Raw genomic sequence first — 19,523 nt, forward strand, 5'->3', positions numbered from 1 at the left:
TCTAAACAGGAATATATGGAGATTTTTACCCGCTGCTTTATACAGTATTTTCGTTCAATCATTTTTACCCTCTATCAAAAAATAGAGGGTAAACTTTCTATATATGTAAAGTTAGGAGCGCTTTTAATACTTCTATCTGGTTTTCAGCTCGACGCATGGGCTCAGTGTGACAATGCGGTAACCTCGGGGAATTTTTCGAACATTGCACCTGATGAATACCCATCAGTAGGAAATTATTTTCCGGGGGCACCCGGGCACCTATTAAAAGTTGTGAACAACAACGGTAGTATAGGAGCACACATTAAAAAAAGCCTTAATTATTCCCTAAAACAAAACCTAACCAACCTTACATCTGACACTACCTATACCTTCTCCTTTAATTATAGCCTGTTAGACGACTGTCATGCAAACGCCCAGACATCGTTTAGAGTTCAGCTACTTTCCGGATCAACCGTTTTAACTAGCTACGATATTAACGCCACGAACGGTGGTGGTATTCAAACTGTGGCTCTAACATTTACTACGCCGCCAGGAGTGACATCTGCATCAATCGTTTTCACAGACCCTGCCTCAAATAAACCTTCCTGTGGAGCTGTAATCGACAATCTCTTTATTTTATCTCCATTTTCAGTTTCAACTACCCAGGTGGACGTGAAATGCTTTAATCAAGCCACCGGCAGTATTACAGTAACTGGAAAAGGTGGGGCCGGCGCTTATCGGGCATATTACAGTAAGGATGGAAATGCAGCAGTAAACATACCCATAGTAAACCAGATGGGAACTGCAAAGAACTTACCTGCCGGAGTATATACTGTAACATTGGTTGACGCTAATGGATGCCCTAAAGAAACTATTGTAAATATCACCCAGCCTGCAGCGCCGATCAGTATAAATCCGGTAAAAACAGACGTAAAATGTGCCGGGCAGGCAGATGGCACCATTTCCTTGAATCCAACCGGCGGTACCGCTCCTTATACTTACTTGTGGAGTAATGGTGCAACAACACAAAATATTTCAGGTTTAGCAATCGGCTCGTATAGCGTAATCGTCACTGATGCTAACGGTTGTCAGGCTTCGTATTCTGTAAATATTATGCAGCCTTCGCCCTTAGTTATCTCAACAGCTAAATCGGACCTCTCCTGTTTTGGGGGAAGCAATGGACAAATTTCATTATCTGTTGCCGGCGGTACTGCACCCTACACTTATAGCTGGTCGAATGGAGCCATAACTCAAAATGTAAATAGTTTAGCCGCAGGGAATTATACAGTTACCGTAATTGATGCGAAAGGTTGCTCTAGTAGCCAAACCGTTACTATCGTAGCGCCTGCTGAACTTTTAATGACTGCAACCCCAACTCAGGTTGTATGTTATGGAGGCAATACCGGGGCAATAAATCTAGCGGTAACGGGCGGTGCCGCACCTTATGCTTACCTCTGGTCAACGGGGGCAAGTAGTCAAAACGTTTCTAACCTCTCAGCAGGCACTTATACTGTGACGGTTCGGGACAGTAAAAATTGTTCAACTACACAATCATTCACAATTACACAACCTTCAAAAATAGTAATTGCAAATACCACTAGCAATGTAAGTTGTTTCGGCAGCAGCGATGGCTCTATTTCACTCTCTCCATCAGGCGGTAGTGCACCTTATGCCTTTCTGTGGAACACCGGCGAAAACACCCCTGATATTTCCGGCTTAAAAGCGGGAACCTACAGCGTAACGGTAACTGATGCAAACGGTTGTAATGCCGTTAAAACGGTGAATGTATCACAACCTGCCACGCTGTCTTTAAGTTCTTCCCAGATAAATATTAAATGCTTTGGGACGAACACTGGTTCAGTAAACCTGGTAGTAACCGGGGGCACTGCTCCGTTCACTTATAATTGGAACAGCGGAGCTTTCGTAACTGAAGATCTGTCTGCAATACCCGCAGGAACATACTCTGTTGTTGTTACTGATGCGAAAGGCTGCACAGCAACACGAACTGTAACCGTCTCCGAACTTCCTGCTCTGGCTCTTACAACCAGCATTACAAATGTTAAATGTTTCGGTGCCAACACCGGATCAATTAATCTCAGTGTAATTGGAGGAGCAGCGCCCTACACCTACAAATGGAATACCGGAGCAACTACTCAGGATATTAATAGTTTATTAGCAGGTACTTATAATGTTATAGTCACTGATGCCAATGGCTGTGTTGCTACGTTGCCAGTTACAGTTTCTCAACCAACCTTACCCCTAAACGTTTCTCTAACAGCAGTAACAAATGTTAGTTGCTACGATGGCAATAACGGAAGTATCGATATTTCTGTTTCTGGAGGAGTTGCGCCCTACTACTATGACTGGTCTGAAGGGCAATATTCTGAAGACCTGTCCGGACAAAAAGCAGGAAATTATTCTGTAGTGGTTACCGATGCCAACGGATGTACGAAAACACTTACCGTAACTGTCACTCAGCCAGCAGAAATAAGGGTGACCTTATCTAAGAAAGACCCAATTTGTGTCGGCGCTTCAAATGGTTCTATCCAGCTATTAAACGTAACCGGGGGTTTTGCACCCTATACATATACATGGACAAAAGATGGAGATCCGCTAGCGGCTCCGGATCTTAATGCCTTAACAGCCGGAGTATACGAAGTAGCCGTAACAGACCAGAAAGGGTGTACAACTACTCATCGAATTGCTTTAAATGATCCTATACCGATAACTATTACTGTAAAGCAAATTGACTTAATATGCGAGGGCTCTGATCCTGCAGCAAGTATCAGTCTGGATATCAGCGGAGGAACAGGCCCTTATCAAAAAGTCTACACGCCGATTGATGCTACTACATCACTGCTTACAGTAACTGATGCCCTTGGATGTACCCAAACGCAGATTGTCCCATTCTCTATTGAACCTCCCATTATGGTTGAGGCGTCTCATAATAATATTTTATGTTATGGAGACCATACAGGCGAAATCAGGGTTTCTGTAACTGGAGGAAACGCGCCCTATAAATATATCTGGACAGATGCGCCGGGGCTGGATGAAGCTGTAAGAACGGGCCTGCCTGCCGGAACCTATGAAGTAAAAATTCTTGACGCTACTGGTTGCGAATTGAACTCCTTAATAGTCGATATAAGCCAACCAGCTGCTCCTTTTACCATTACCAATGTCAGTCTAACAAATGTTACCTGTAACCTGGGAAACGATGGTAGTATCAGTTTAGACGTTTCCGGAGCAACTACAAATTATTCGTACTTATGGTCAAATGGGGCTACTACTAAAAATATCTCCAACCTGTCGGCAGGAACTTACACCTTAACGATAACTGACGCGGTTCTATGCCAGAAAGTTATTCCATTTGAAATAACCGCACCTCCGCCAATTGCTGTGACGATGCTGCCTGAAAACATTTCATGCAACGGAGTAAGCGATGGGAAAATAAATCTTTCTGTAACGGGAGGTACTGGTGCCTATGCTTATAAATGGGATGATCTGCCATCCGGACCTTTCACCAGTGGCCGCTCAGGTCTTGCTCCTGGTACCTATGGCGTGATGGTGACTGACGCAAACGGTTGTACAGCATTCAAATCCATTACTCTAAATCAACCTAACAAGCTTCTCCTGGAAGCTGAAGCTACAGATGTTGACTGCTTTGGAGGTCAGACAGGAACCTTAACAGTTGAAATTAATGGTGGTACCGCTCCTTATTTTTATAAAGGTAGTCCAGTAAGCAGTCCGCTCGTGATCAGCAACCTTCTCGCTGGTCCGGTGTCAGTTACCATTACCGATAAAAATGGTTGTGAACAAACTATCTCCAAAAATATTGGCCAACCTTTAGCTTTAAACTTTACAGCAACTCCAAAGAATGTAAACTGTAAAGATGGAAATGACGGGCGGATTACGTTATCCGGAAGTGGCGGCACGGCTCCCTATTCCTACTTATGGTCAACCGGAGTAACCACACAAAACTTAAGTGGTCTTACCAAGGGGTTATACTCTGTTATTATCACCGATGATAATGGTTGCACGTTTTCTATTAACAATATATTAATAGCGGAACCAGCACTGGAATTAAACCTCAGCTCCTCTCAAACTGATGTTTTGTGCTTCGGATCAGCAACAGGCGCAATTAATCTTACTGTAACTGGCGGAACAGCTCCTTACAAATATATCTGGTCAAATGGGCCACAAACAGAAGATATTGCAAATCTTGCTGCAGGTATTTACGGTGTTTTAGTAGTTGATGCTAATAACTGCCAAACCTCAGCTTCGATAACCATAGCCCAACCAGCGGCGCCCGTAAGTATTACTGCCGCAACGGAAGACATTAAATGCTTCTCTGACCAGACAGGAACTATAACCGTGAGTCCAGCGGGCGGAACAAGTCCGTACCAGGTTAAATGGTCTACGGGCGAAACGACTTGGAACCGCAACGGTTTGGCGGCAGGTATTTATTCAGGAATTGTTACGGATGCAAGTGGTTGCTCAACAGATTTTGCTATTCGGATCTCAGGACCCGAACAAATGGTTGTTAATGTTAGCAAAGGAGATAATATTTGCTCTGACGGGACCGCGGGGTCAGCGATGGTTAATGTATCTGGAGGTATAGCCCCTTACACTTATCTTTGGTCAAATGGCCAGACGACACAAGAAATTACTGGTCTTACTTCCGGAACCTACACCGTTATTGCCACAGATGCTAATGGTTGTATTTCAGCCACTGGTTCAGTTACTATCCTAGCACCGGCACCTATTACTATAGCAGCTGCTCAAACTAACATTGAATGCTACGGCGATAACTCCGGTTCGATCTCAATCAATGTAACCGGAGGTAACGGACCCTATTTTTACGAGTGGTCAAATGGCTCCATATCTCAAAACCTGGCTAATCTAACTGCAGGATCATATTCGGTTAAGGTAACGGATATCAATGGTTGCTTTGTTGTGAGTGAGACCATTACCTTGACTCAACCTGCTCAGCCCCTTTTTGCTACAGTAGTTAAACAGAATGTCACGTGCTTCGATGGTCAGGATGGATCCTTAAACTTAACGGCTTCCGGCGGAACTATTGGAACAGGCTACACTTATCTTTGGAATGATGGTTCCACTGCTGCGAGTAGAACAAACCTGAAAGCAGCTGTTTATTCTGTTGTAGTTACCGATGCTGCCGGATGTACCTTCTCATTAAACATCCAGGTATATCAACCTTCTCCAGTTACAATACTGGTTAATAAAACAGATGTTGACTGTTACGGAGATGCAACAGGTTCCATTCAGCTTAATGTGTCAGGTGGAAATCCGGCCTATACTTATTCCTGGAAAAAAGACAATGTCACTATTACACCGGATCTAAATGCCCTGTCAGCTGGTATTTATGAAGTAACGGTTACAGATTCCAAAGGCTGTGATCCCGTTACCCAAACCATTGTCATTACGCAGCCAACGGCATTATTAACCTTTACCGCAGTAAAATCGAAAGATGTAAGCTGTAACGGTGGAACAGATGGTGCTGCGACAATAACAGTGGGAGGCGGAACGCCAGATTATACTTTCTTATGGACAAGAAACGGTGAGACCATAGCCGAACCCGCAACCAATATGCTCTCTGCAGGTGTTTATAGCGTAACTGTATATGATGCAAATGGCTGCCAGTTCACAGCTGCAAGTTTCACTATCAATGAACCACCTGTTTTAACAGCTTCGGCCACTTCATCACCCATCTTATGCTTCGGTGGGACAACCACAATAACTGCGAGCGGTGCAGGTGGATCGCCAGGCTACAGTTACAGCCTAAACGGCTTACCATACCAACCATCACCTACCTTTACCACGGTTGCTGGTGTACATGAAATCAGCGTTAAAGATCTCAACGGCTGTATCGCGACCTACCAGTTGACCGTTCAACAACCTGAGCAACTGAACTTCACAGTCACTATTCCTGAGATTCTTTGCAGCAGCACATCCTCTTCATCAACAAGTGTAGTTGTAAACATCACAGGGGGAACAGGGCCATATATTACCGATCCTATTGTACACCTTTCAGGTAACGATTATCGTGTTACTGTACGAGATCTAAACGGTTGCGTGATCATTCAGGACATTGTTATCACTCAACCCAATCCGATCCTTGTTTCGGTAGCCCAAGAAAACATAACCTGTTTTGGATTACAGGATGGTATAATAAAAGTATCAGTAGATGGAGGTGTAACACCATACTCATTCAGCATTGATGGCTCGGCGTTCACAAACTTTACAGGCATTTTTTCTGGCCTTGCGGCAGGCCAGCATACGGTTATCGCCAGGGATGCTAATGATTGTAGAATTTCTCTTCCAGTAACTTTAACAAGTCCCCCAACTGACTTAAGTGCCGTTATAACCCCCGGAAGTATCACATGTTATGGCGGTACAACTTCGGCCACAGTTGTTGCAAGCGGAGGAACTGTAGGTACTGGGTATTCTTATTTATGGAGTACCACTCCGGCTCAAACGACTGCAACAGCCACGGGATTAACGGCCGGCGATTATACTGTGAAAGTGACAGATGCCAACGGATGTAATATTACCACCTCAGTTGTAACTATTACTCAACCCAATCTATTTGCTTTAACAAGCGCCAGTGTTACTTCTCCGGTTCTTTGTTTCGGCGGAACGGCGACCGTTACCCTTACGTCCTCAGGCGGTACAGCTCCAATATCTTATACTCTTAACGGAGTTGTGAATGACCATGGTGTTTTTACGGATGTCAGCGCTGGTGCTGGCTTAACTTATACAATTTCGGATGCCAATGGATGTAATCCAATCACAGGAACTATTGATGTAACGCAACCTTTGACCCTCCTTGGATCATTAACTAAAAACACCAAAGTAACCTGTTTTGGAGGCAACGATGGTGCCTTGACAGTTATCGGGGCAAATGGCACGGCACCATATAAGTACAGTATAGATAATGGAGTAACTTTTCAGCCTACAGGAACATTTACTAATCTGGTGGCGCGATCCTATACCGTTTTAATCACTGACGCGAATGGTTGTACTGATGAAGAGATAGTGGTTATTGCCGAACCAACCGCTTTAACTTTAGCGGTATCTTCTAAAACGGATGTTTCATGTTATGGTGGAAGCACCGGATCAGTAACCGCCGGAACGGTTGCCAATGCACTGGGAACACTTGCCTACAGCTGGAAGAATGCAGCGGGTACTGAAGTGGGAACAACGTCCTCCGTAAACAACTTGCCCGCGGGAGTTTATACGCTTACAGTTAATGACAACTGCCAAAGCTTAACGAATAACGTAACCATTACTCAGCCTGCCGATTTAAAAATAAACATCAGCGGCCAGACTAATATCAATTGCTTCGGTGAGGCTACTGGCGCAGCAACCGTTCTGGCAACCGGTGGAACAGGAACCTACACTTACTCATGGAACACAATTCCGGTGCAAACCGGTACTACCGCTGTCGGCCTGATTGCCGGAACTTACATCGTAACGGTAAATGATAAAAACAACTGTACAACCACCAGGACGGTAATCATCACCGAACCAATACAAGCCTTGACAGCAGCCATCAGCTCCCAGACCAATGTCACCTGCTTTGACGACGCCAAAGGCCAGGCAACCGTAACGGCAACCGGCGGCACGGGAACCTATACTTACTCATGGAATACCACGCCGGTGCAGACAACTGCCACGGCTACCAAACTGGCGGCGGGAACCTACACCGTAATCGTAACTGATGCAAACGGTTGTACCACAAGTCAGACAGTAACTATCTCAGGACCGACACAAGCATTGTCCGCGACTATTAGCAGTCCGGTGAATGTCAGCTGTTTTGGAACAGCGACCGGATCAGCAACCGCTTCAGCAACCGGAGGAACCGGCGTCTATACCTACTCCTGGAACACTTCACCGGTGCAAACCACGGCTACGGCTACTAACCTGGCTGCCGGAACTTACATCGTTACGGTGACTGATGCCAACGGATGTTCGGATACCGAAGAGGTAATCATTACCCAACCGGCTGCTGCCTTGATTGCCACGATCAGCAGCCCTGTCAATGTCAACTGTTTTGGAACAGCCACCGGATCAGCAGCCGCTTCAGCAACCGGGGGAACCGGCGTTTATTCGTATTCCTGGAATACTTCACCGGTACAAACGACGGCTACCGCTACTAACCTGGCTGCCGGAACCTATACTGTCACCATCACCGATGCCAACGGATGCTCGGATACCGAAGAGGTGACCATTACCCAGCCGGCTGCTGCCTTGATGGCCACGATCAGCAGCCCTGTTAATGTGAACTGTTTTGGAACAGCCACCGGATCAGCAACCGCTTCAGCAACCGGGGGAACCGGTGTTTATTCGTATTCCTGGAATACTTCACCGGTACAAACGACGGCTACCGCTACTAACCTGGCTGCCGGAACCTATACTGTCACCATCACCGATGCCAACGGATGCTCGGATACCGAAGAGGTGATCATTACCCAGCCGGCTGCTGCTTTACTCGCAGCCATTACCGTCAACAACCCGGTCAACTGTTTTGGAACAGCCACCGGATCGGCAACCGCTTCAGCAACCGGGGGAACCGGCGTCTATACCTACTCCTGGAATACTTCGCCCGTACAAACCACGGCTACCGCTACTAACCTGGCTGCCGGAACTTACATCGTTACGGTGACTGATGCCAACGGATGTTCAGATACCGAAGAGGTAATCATTACCCAGCCGGCTGCTGCTTTACTGGCAGCCATTACTGTCAACAACCCGGTTAACTGTTTTGGAACAGCCACCGGATCAGCAACCGCTTCAGCAACCGGCGGAACCGCTGTTTATTCGTATTCCTGGAATACTTCACCGGTACAAACGACGGCTACCGCTACTAACCTGGCTGCCGGAACCTACACCGTTACGGTGACTGATGCCAACGGATGTTCGGATACCGAAGAGGTGATCATCACCCAGCCGGCTGCTGCTCTACTGGCAGTGGCCACTATGAACAACCCGGTCAACTGTTTTGGAACAGCCACCGGATCAGCAACTGCTTCAGCAACCGGCGGAACAGGCGTCTATACGTATTCCTGGAACACTACGCCCGTACAAACTTCAGCCACGGCTACTAACCTGGCTGCCGGAACTTACATCGTTACGGTGACTGATGCCAACGGATGTTCGGATACCGAAGAGGTGATCATTACCCAGCCGGCTGCTGCTTTACTCGCAGCCACTACCGTCAACAACCCGGTCAACTGTTTTGGCACAGCCACCGGATCGGCAACCGCTTCAGCAACCGGGGGAACCGGTGTCTATACGTATTCCTGGAATACTTCACCGGTGCAAACCACGGCAACGGCCATTAACCTGGCTGCCGGAACCTATACGGTCACCATCACTGATGCCAACGGATGTTCGGATACCGAAGAGGTGATCATTACCCAGCCGGCTGCTGCCTTGATTGCCACGATCAGCAGCCCTGTCAATGTCAACTGTTTTGGAACAGCCACCGGGTCAGCAACCGCCTCTGCAACCGGGGGAACCGGTGTCTATACGTATTCCTGGAATACTTCACCGGTACAAACCACGGCGACGGCTACCAACCTGGCTGCCGGAACTTACATCGTTACGGTGACTGATGCCAACGGGTGTTCGGATACCGAAGAAGTGATCATTACCCAGCCGGCTGCTGCTCTACTGGCAGCGGCCACTATGGATAACCCGGTCAACTGTTTTGGAACAGCTACCGGATCGGCAACTGCTTCAGCAACTGGCGGAACCGGTGTTTATTCGTATTCCTGGAACACTACGCCGGTGCAAACCACGGCTACGGCTACTAATCTAGTGGCAGGAACTTATACTGTCACCATCACCGACGCCAACGATTGTTCGGATACCGAAGAGGTGATCATTTCCCAGCCGGCTGCTGCTCTACTGGCAGCGGCCACTATGGATAACCCGGTCAACTGTTTTGGAACAGCCACCGGATCGGCAACTGCTTCAGCAACCGGGGGAACCGGCGTCTATACGTATTCCTGGAACACTACTCCCGTACAAACTTCAGCCACAGCAACCAATCTGACTGCCGGAACTTACATCGTTACGGTGACTGATGCCAACGGATGTTCGGATACCGAAGAGGTGATCATTACCCAGCCGGCAGCTGCTTTACTGGCAGCCACTACCGTCAACAACCCGGTCAACTGTTTTGGAACAGCCACCGGATCGGCAACCGCTTCAGCAACCGGGGGAACCGGTGTTTATACCTACTCCTGGAACACTACGCCCGTACAAACTTCAGCCACGGCTACTAACCTGGCTGCCGGGACCTATACGGTCACCATCACCGATGCCAACGGATGTTCGGATACCGAAGAGGTGATTATTACCCAGCCGGCTGCTGCCTTGATTGCCACGATCAGCAGCCCTGTTAATGTCAACTGTTTTGGAACAGCCACCGGATCAGCAACCGCTTCAGCAACCGGGGGAACCGGCGTCTATACGTATTCCTGGAACACTTCACCGGTGCAAACCACCGCTACGGCTACTAATCTAGTGGCAGGAACTTACATCGTTACGGTGACTGATGCCAACGGCTGTTCGGATATCGAAGACGTGATCATTACTCAGCCGGCTACTGCTTTACTGGCAGCCATTACCGTCAACAATCCGGTCAACTGTTTTGGAACAGCCACCGGATCGGCAACCGCTTCAGCAACCGGGGGAGCCGGCGTCTATACGTATTCCTGGAACACTACGCCCGTACAAACTTCAGCCACAGCAACCAATCTGACTGCCGGAACTTACATCGTTACGGTGACTGATGCCAACGGATGTTCGGATACCGAAGAGGTGATCATTACCCAGCCGGCAGCTGCTTTACTGGCAGCCACTACCGTCAACAACCCGGTCAACTGTTTTGGAACAGCCACCGGATCGGCAACCGCTTCAGCAACCGGGGGAACCGGTGTTTATACCTACTCCTGGAACACTACGCCCGTACAAACTTCAGCCACGGCTACTAACCTGGCTGCCGGGACCTATACGGTCACCATCACCGATGCCAACGGATGTTCGGATACCGAAGAGGTGATTATTACCCAGCCGGCTGCTGCCTTGATTGCCACGATCAGCAGCCCTGTCAATGTCAACTGTTTTGGAACAGCCACCGGGTCAGCAACCGCCTCTGCAACCGGGGGAACCGGTGTCTATACGTATTCCTGGAATACTTCACCGGTACAAACCACGGCGACGGCTACCAACCTGGCTGCCGGAACTTACATCGTTACGGTGACTGATGCCAACGGGTGTTCGGATACCGAAGAAGTGATCATTACCCAGCCGGCTGCTGCTCTACTGGCAGCGGCCACTATGGATAACCCGGTCAACTGTTTTGGAACAGCCACCGGATCGGCAACTGCTTCAGCAACTGGCGGAACCGGTGTTTATTCGTATTCCTGGAACACTACGCCGGTGCAAACCACGGCTACGGCTACTAATCTAGTGGCAGGAACTTATACGGTCACCATCACCGATGCCAACGGATGTTCGGATACCGAAGAGGTGATTATTACCCAGCCGGCTGCTGCTTTACTCGCAGCGGCCACTATGGATAACCCGGTCAACTGTTTTGGAACAGCCACCGGATCGGCAACCGCCTCTGCAACCGGCGGAACCGGTCTCTATACCTACTCCTGGAACACTACTCCCGTACAAACTTCAGCCACAGCAACCAATCTGACTGCCGGAACCTATACTGTCACCATCACCGATGCCAATGGCTGTTCAGATACCGAAGAGGTGATCATTACCCAGCCGGCTGCTGCTTTACTCGCAGCGGCCACTATGGGTAACCCGGTCAACTGTTTTGGAACAGCGACCGGATCAGCAACCGCTTCAGCAACCGGGGGAACCGGCGTCTATACGTATTCCTGGAACACTTCACCGGTGCAAATCACGGCAACGGCCACTAACCTGGCTGCCGGAACCTACACCGTTACGGTGACTGATGCCAACGGATGTTCGGATACCGAAGAGGTGATCATCACCCAGCCGGCTGCTGCTTTACTGGCAGCGGCTACTATGGATAACCCGGTCAGCTGTTTTGGAACAGCCACCGGATCAGCAACCGCTTCAGCAACCGGGGGAACCGGCGTTTATTCGTATTCCTGGAATACTTCACCGGTACAAACCACGGCTACCGCTACTAACCTGGCTGCCGGAACATATACTGTCACCATCACCGATGCCAACGGATGCTCGGATACCGAAGAGGTGACCATTACCCAGCCGGCTGCTGCTTTACAGGCAGCCACTACCGTCAACAACCCGGTCAACTGTTTTGGAACAGCCACTGGATCGGCAACCGCTTCAGCAACCGGGGGAACCGGCGTCTATACGTACTCCTGGAATACCACGCCGGTGCAAACGACGGCTACGGCTACTAACCTGGTGGCAGGAACTTACATCGTTACGGTGACTGATGCCAACGGATGTTCGGATATCGAAGAAGTGATCATTACTCAGCCGGCTGCTGCCTTGATTGCCACGATCAGCAGCCCTGTCAATGTCAACTGTTTTGGAACAGCCACCGGGTCGGCAACTGCTTCAGCAACCGGGGGAACCGCTGTTTATTCGTATTCCTGGAACACTACGCCGGTGCAAACCACGGCTGCGGCTACTAATCTAGTGGCAGGAACTTATACTGTCACCATCACCGATGCCAACGGGTGTTCGGATACCGAAGAAGTGATCATTACCCAGCCGGCAGCTGCTCTACTGGCAGCGGCCACTATGGATAACCCGGTCAATTGTTTTGGAACAGCCACCGGATCAGCAACCGCTTCAGCAACTGGGGGAACAGGTGTTTATTCGTATTCCTGGAACACTACGCCCGTACAAACGACGGCTACGGCCACTAATCTGGCTGCCGGAACTTACATCGTTACGGTGACTGATGCCAACGGATGTTCGGATACCGAAGAAGTGATCATCACCCAGCCGGCAGCTGCCTTGATTGCCACGATCAGCAGCCCTGTCAATGTCAACTGTTTTGGAACAGCCACCGGGTCGGCAACCGCTTCAGCAACCGGGGGAACCGGCGTTTATTCGTATTCCTGGAATACTTCACCGGTACAAACGACGGCTACCGCTACTAACCTGGCTGCCGGAATCTATACTGTCACCATCACCGATGCCAACGGATGCTCGGATACCGAAGAGGTGACCATTATCCAGCCGGCTGCTGCTTTACTCGCAGCCACTACCGTCAACAACCCGGTCAACTGTTTTGGAACAGCCACCGGATCAGCAACCGCTTCAGCAACCGGGGGAACCGGCGTTTATTCGTATTCCTGGAATACTTCACCGGTACAAACGACGGCTACCGCTACTAACCTGGCTGCCGGAACCTACACCGTTACGGTGACTGATGCCAACGGATGTTCGGATACCGAAGAGGTGATCATCACCCAGCCGGCTGCTGCTTTACTGGCAGCCATTACCGTCAACAACCCGGTCAACTGTTTTGGAACAGCCACCGGATCGGCAACCGCTTCAGCAACCGGGGGAACCGGCGTCTATACCTACTCCTGGAATACTTCGCCCGTACAAACCACGGCTACCGCTACTAACCTGGCTGCCGGAACTTACATCGTTACGGTGACTGATGCCAACGGATGTTCAGATACCGAAGAGGTAATCATTACCCAGCCGGCTGCTGCTTTACTGGCAGCCATTACTGTCAACAACCCGGTTAACTGTTTTGGAACAGCCACCGGATCAGCAACCGCTTCAGCGACCGGGGGAACCGGAGTCTATACGTACTCCTGGAATACCACGCCGGTGCAAACGACGGCTACGGCTACTAACCTGGTGGCAGGAACTTACATCGTTACGGTGACTGATGCCAACGGATGTTCGGATATCGAAGAAGTGATCATTACCCAGCCGGCTGCTGCTCTACTGGCAGTGGCCACTATGAACAACCCGGTCAACTGTTTTGGAACAGCCACCGGATCAGCAACTGCTTCAGCAACCGGCGGAACAGGCGTCTATACGTATTCCTGGAACACTACGCCCGTACAAACTTCAGCCACGGCTACTAACCTGGCTGCCGGAACTTACATCGTTACGGTGACTGATGCCAACGGATGTTCGGATACCGAAGAGGTGATCATTACCCAGCCGGCTGCTGCTTTACTCGCAGCCACTACCGTCAACAACCCGGTCAACTGTTTTGGCACAGCCACCGGATCGGCAACCGCTTCAGCAACCGGGGGAACCGGCGTCTATACGTATTCCTGGAATACTTCGCCGGTGCAAACCACGGCGACGGCTACCAACCTGGCTGCCGGAACTTACATCGTTACGGTGACTGATGCCAACGGGTGTTCGGATACCGAAGAAGTGATCATTACCCAGCCGGCTGCTGCTTTACTGGCAGCGGCTACTATGGATAACTCGGTCAGCTGTTTTGGAACAGCCACCGGATCAGCAACTGCTTCAGCAACCGGCGGAACAGGCGTCTATACGTATTCCTGGAACACTACGCCCGTACAAACTTCAGCCACGGCTACTAACCTGGCTGCCGGAACTTACATCGTTACGGTGACTGATGCCAACGGATGTTCGGATACCGAAGAGGTGATCATTACCCAGCCGGCTGCTGCTTTACTGGCAGCCACTACCGTCAACAACCCGGTCAACTGTTTTGGCACAGCCACCGGATCGGCAACCGCTTCAGCAACCGGGGGAACCGGCGTCTATACGTATTCCTGGAACACTTCACCGGTGCAAATCACGGCAACGGCCACTAACCTGGCTGCCGGAACTTACATCGTTACGGTGACTGATGCCAACGGCTGTTCGGATACCGAAGAAGTGATCATTACCCAGTCGGCTGCTGCTCTACTGGCAGCGGCCACTATGGATAACCCGGTCAACTGTTTTGGAACAGCCACCGGATCGGCAACTGCTTCAGCAACCGGGGGAACCGGCGTTTATACTTACTCCTGGAATACTTCGCCGGTGCAAACCACGGCGACGGCTACCAACCTGGCTGCCGGAACTTACATCGTTACGGTGACTGATGCCAACGGGTGTTCGGATACCGAAGAAGTGATCATTACCCAGCCGGCTGCTGCTCTACTGGCAGCGGTCACTATGAACAACCCGGTCAACTGTTTTGGAACAGCCACCGGATCGGCAACCGCCTCTGCAACCGGGGGAACCACCGTCTATACGTATTCCTGGAACACTACGCCCGTACAAACTTCAGCCACGGCTACTAACCTGGCTGCCGGAACTTACATCGTTACGGTGACTGATGCCAACGGATGTTCGGATACCGAAGAAGTGATCATTACTCAGCCGGCTGCTGCTCTTTCTGCTACCCTTCTAACCACAAACACAAGTTGTAAAACCACAGCAGACGGGAAAATTACAGTCAACGTAGTCGGTGGCACCGCACCATACACTCATGTGTGGAACAACAATCCTGCATTAAATCAATCGAGCTTAAACGGTATCATAGCAGGAGCATATACAGTAATTGTAACCGATGCTTCCGGTTGCACAATTACGCTAAGCGGGTCGGTATCTGGCACAAACTGCGACCCCGCACCACAGGACGATAACTTCCCGGGTACAGAAGACACACCGGTAAACGGATCAGTAACAGGTAACGATTCAGATCCCGATGGCGATCCACTAACTTATACACTCACCGAGGAACCTGAAAACGGAACAATTGTCTTCAATCCTGATGGCTCCTTTACTTTCACTCCAAACCCAGGCTGGAACGGCACTACTGAATTTGAGTATGAGGTTTGTGATGCCCAAGGTGCATGTAAACCGGCGACGGGAACTATTATCGTTGCTGCCGAAAATGACCCGCCAGTTGCTGTTGATGATCAGTTCACCACGGTGGAAGACATCTCTTTTAGCGCCTCTGTTGAACCAAATGATTCAGATCCGGATGCTGATGTATTGAGCTTTTCAATCATCTCCCAGCCGTCGACCGGAGAATTAGTATTCAAAGCGGATGGCAGTTTCGACTATACACCACTAAAGGATTTCAACGGAACCGTTACCTTCGAATATAAAGTTTGTGACCCTACAGGTCTTTGCGACAATGCCATTGCAACAATAGTCGTTACCCCTGCCAATGATGGTCCGACTGCCCTAGATGACGAGTTCGATGTTGAAGCTGGTAAGCCATTGGCGGCAACAGTTTTCCTTAATGATTCAGATCCGGAAAACGATGTCTTAACCTTTAAGCTAATATCTCAACCCGAAAACGGTCAGGTTACTTTCAATGCCGACGGCAGTTTCATCTATAAAGCTGCTAACGGATATGTTGGGAATGATTATTTCCTTTATGAAGCCTGTGACCCATCGGGGGCCTGCGATCAGGCTCGCGTTACCTTAACGATTCCCCAATCTGCAATAGTAACGTTAACCCCCTCGGTCAGCAGGATCTATGAAGGAAATCAAGTGACAATAACGGCTAAATTAAATATGCCGGTCTCTGAAGATGTTGTGATAACAATTGAACGAAGCGGAGATGCAGTTGAAGGCGAGGATTATAACTTGTTTGAAAATTTCGTTACGATTAGAATTCCTGCCGGTCAGACAACCACGACTGAATACTTTGTTATCGCTGCTTCCAATGATGATATTGTAGAGCCGGATGAGTTTGTATTTTTCACTATCACAAACGTAAATTCTACAGCGGTAACCATCGGCAGCGGTGCTGATGTCACTATTTTGAATCAACTTCCACCGGTTAAAGAAGTTACAGATGAGAATGAAACCAATCCAGCTATTAAACCGGATCCTTTGATCTCTCCTAATGGTGATGGCGAAGGTAATGAGCACTTCATTATCGGCAACATCGAATCTTTTCCGGATAACGAAGTACTTATCTTTAATCGTTGGGGAAATGAAGTTTACCGGATCAACGGCTACAACAATGGAGATAAATCATTCCAGGGAAGCGCAAATACCGGAATTCTAACCAATTTGAATAAAAACCTTCCCGAAGGCGTTTATTACTATATCATTTACACCACGGATGCCGATAAAACCAAAAGATTGAATAAAGGATACTTAATCTTAAAAAGATAAGATTTTAACCATCACAATATAAATATCGGAAACCTTAATCCTTGCACTTCGTAAACAGAGCAAATGACTTAAAATCAATAAGTCATTTGCTTAAAGAAATGAAAGTTAAAGGGTTATCAGTATTTGTTTTTCTCTGCGGTTTAGGGCTCAATGCCCTCGGTCAGCAGAAAGCAATGTATACCCAATACATGTTTAACACCATGGCCATTAACCCGGCGTATATTGCGGTTGATGAGCAGATGGCTGTTACCATGTTATCCCGTCACCAGTGGGTTGGATTTGAAGGTTCTCCAAACACTCAAACTGTTTCCCTGCATACGCCTATTAAACAATCAAATACGTTTGTTGGTGCACAAATTTTAAGAGATCAGATAGGTGAAGTGATAACCGAAACCGGAGGTTATTTAACCTTGACTCAAAGGGTAGCAGTGGGATTAAAGACATACCTTGCAGTTGGCATCAACGGTGGCCTGAGCAGCTTTAAAGCAAGTTACTCAGAACTATATGGTGACAGTCCTGGCTCCATAAATGACCCGCTATTTGAAAATGAGAGTTCTATACGCGGTAACTTTGGTTTAGGTGTTATGATGTTTTCCGATAAGTATTATGTGGGAGTTTCTTCACCACACTTTTACTATACAAACCTTTCTTTATCTGAAACTGCAACAGAAACCAGGCCTCACTATATGTTGCAGGGCGGCTATCTTGCAAAGCTTTCTAATAGCGTCAAGATTAAGCCTAACCTTTTAATTAAATACGTTAACGGGTCGCCGATTCAATTTGATATGAACGCTAATGTTCTGCTTAATGAAACTCTCTGGCTGGGCGCCTCCTACCGTACAATGGATTCATTTAGTGCCGTGGCTTCATTATATGTCACTAACAACATTCAATTCGGTTATTCCTATGACGTAGCTCATACCGCTTTATCTAAGGTGCAGAAAGGGTCTCACGAAGTAATGCTGCAGTTTCGAATAGGAGTTAAAGGACGTAATCAGCCAAAGTGTTATTTCTAACCTAAGTACTGCTCAAAACCGATAAAATTTCAACGCTGTTTAGGTGATTCACGATTTATAAATCTACCTGATCTCACAATTTAACTCGTCTACCTTTCTTACTCTTGAACACATCTTAAGTGCCGTACTGACCAGGCGAATAAGCGCTTCCTGCTTGCACAAACAAAACTGCATTGATCTTACCACAAACTTCTTGATAAATGTGCATTGGTAACGTAAAATTATCCATGTATTCGAAAATCAGCTCTCCAGCGATTGCTTCCCTTTGCCATAGCTATTTTTGCTCAATTGGTACAGCGGTCGCTGGGCAGGCGATTGGACAGTACTGGTGACAAATGCGTTTCGAAATTAAGCTGATATTGGCAGTTCTACCGGCAAGCCTGCCGGAAAGGTTCTAGCCGTATAGTAAAATCTGTACCCTACACTTGAGCAGTATGTCGGCTTAGGCCTTAGCCATCAAAAGCCGAAAACTAACTCGAAAAAAAAGCCCTCCATTCGGAAAGCTTTTTCAAAATCATATAATGTGTTGTTAGTACGACCAAAGATCATGTTCGCGGTTCATCAAATCTTTTCTGATCCGCTCTGACTCCTGTAATCTGTCAATTCCCTGGGCGTAATCTTTAATTCTCAGATCTTCCGGGTTAGATTCTTTAACGATATAACTAGCAAACAAGCGCTTCATAAATATATCATCATAGCTTAATCCTGTAGCGTCGTTGCGACGGTTGACAACCTCCTTAGTCACCAGTATTTGCCTTACTTCAGGGAAATAGATCCAGAAAGCCGGCTGATCATCAAGGGTCTGACCGGCAGCCTTTACCTTAACCATAGGAGCAATACCAATAATCCGTGGTTCAAATACTGATCGCTGCTTATCGAAAATCCAATCTTCTTTGATTCTAAACTTCACAATACTGTCAGCATTAAACTCACCTGCTTTAACTGTTGTCCCTGTTTGATTGCCTTCATCATCAAAAATCGGCACCAGAACACTGTCTGCAAATCGACCCATTGCCTGCTCAGGTTGTAGCAAAGTTGAGAATTCATCACCATTAACATCCTCTTTAGTAGAGGTTGCATCATAAGCGGTAAGCTCACCAGCCATCACTGCTTCCATAATGATATCAATCAGGCGACCTTTTGGCGATGCAAACACCATATTCATCTTATCGCGAAGATCGATCTCACGCCATACACGTTTGCTGAACATGACGTCCAACTCACGAAGGTGAGCATACGGAGTCACCTTAGCATCCAGGATGTTCGTCTTTTTATAGTAGCCATCAACCGGCCGGTCAACCGGAGTAGGTTTAGTACTATTGTTTAAATTAGGAGCCTGAGCAAATGCTGAGGCACCTAGAATAAGGAAAGCTAAGGTTAACAAGTTCGTTTTCATAACCT

General features: G+C 48.3%; 3 protein-coding genes. 2 read left to right on the top strand and 1 reads right to left on the bottom strand.

The window, feature by feature from the left end; all coding sequences use genetic code 11:
* Positions 1–15 precede the first annotated feature (15 nt).
* Positions 16–17,106, top strand: coding sequence for an Ig-like domain-containing protein (locus tag AC1MCB_RS13855; protein ID WP_479965298.1), 17,091 nt, complete (start codon positions 16–18; stop codon positions 17,104–17,106).
* Between the two features lie 98 nt (positions 17,107–17,204).
* Positions 17,205–18,122, top strand: coding sequence for a PorP/SprF family type IX secretion system membrane protein (locus tag AC1MCB_RS13860; RefSeq protein WP_479965299.1), 918 nt, complete (start codon positions 17,205–17,207; stop codon positions 18,120–18,122).
* Between the two features lie 529 nt (positions 18,123–18,651).
* On the opposite strand, the gene porN is transcribed toward AC1MCB_RS13860, so the two are convergent.
* The gene (gene porN, locus AC1MCB_RS13865; protein ID WP_479965300.1) at positions 18,652–19,518 is read right to left on the bottom strand and encodes a type IX secretion system ring subunit PorN/GldN; all 867 of its coding nucleotides are present in this window, start codon (positions 19,516–19,518) and stop codon (positions 18,652–18,654) included.
* Between the last annotated feature and the right edge of the window lie 5 nt (positions 19,519–19,523).

Source organism: Daejeonella sp. AP26, assembly GCF_056680515.1.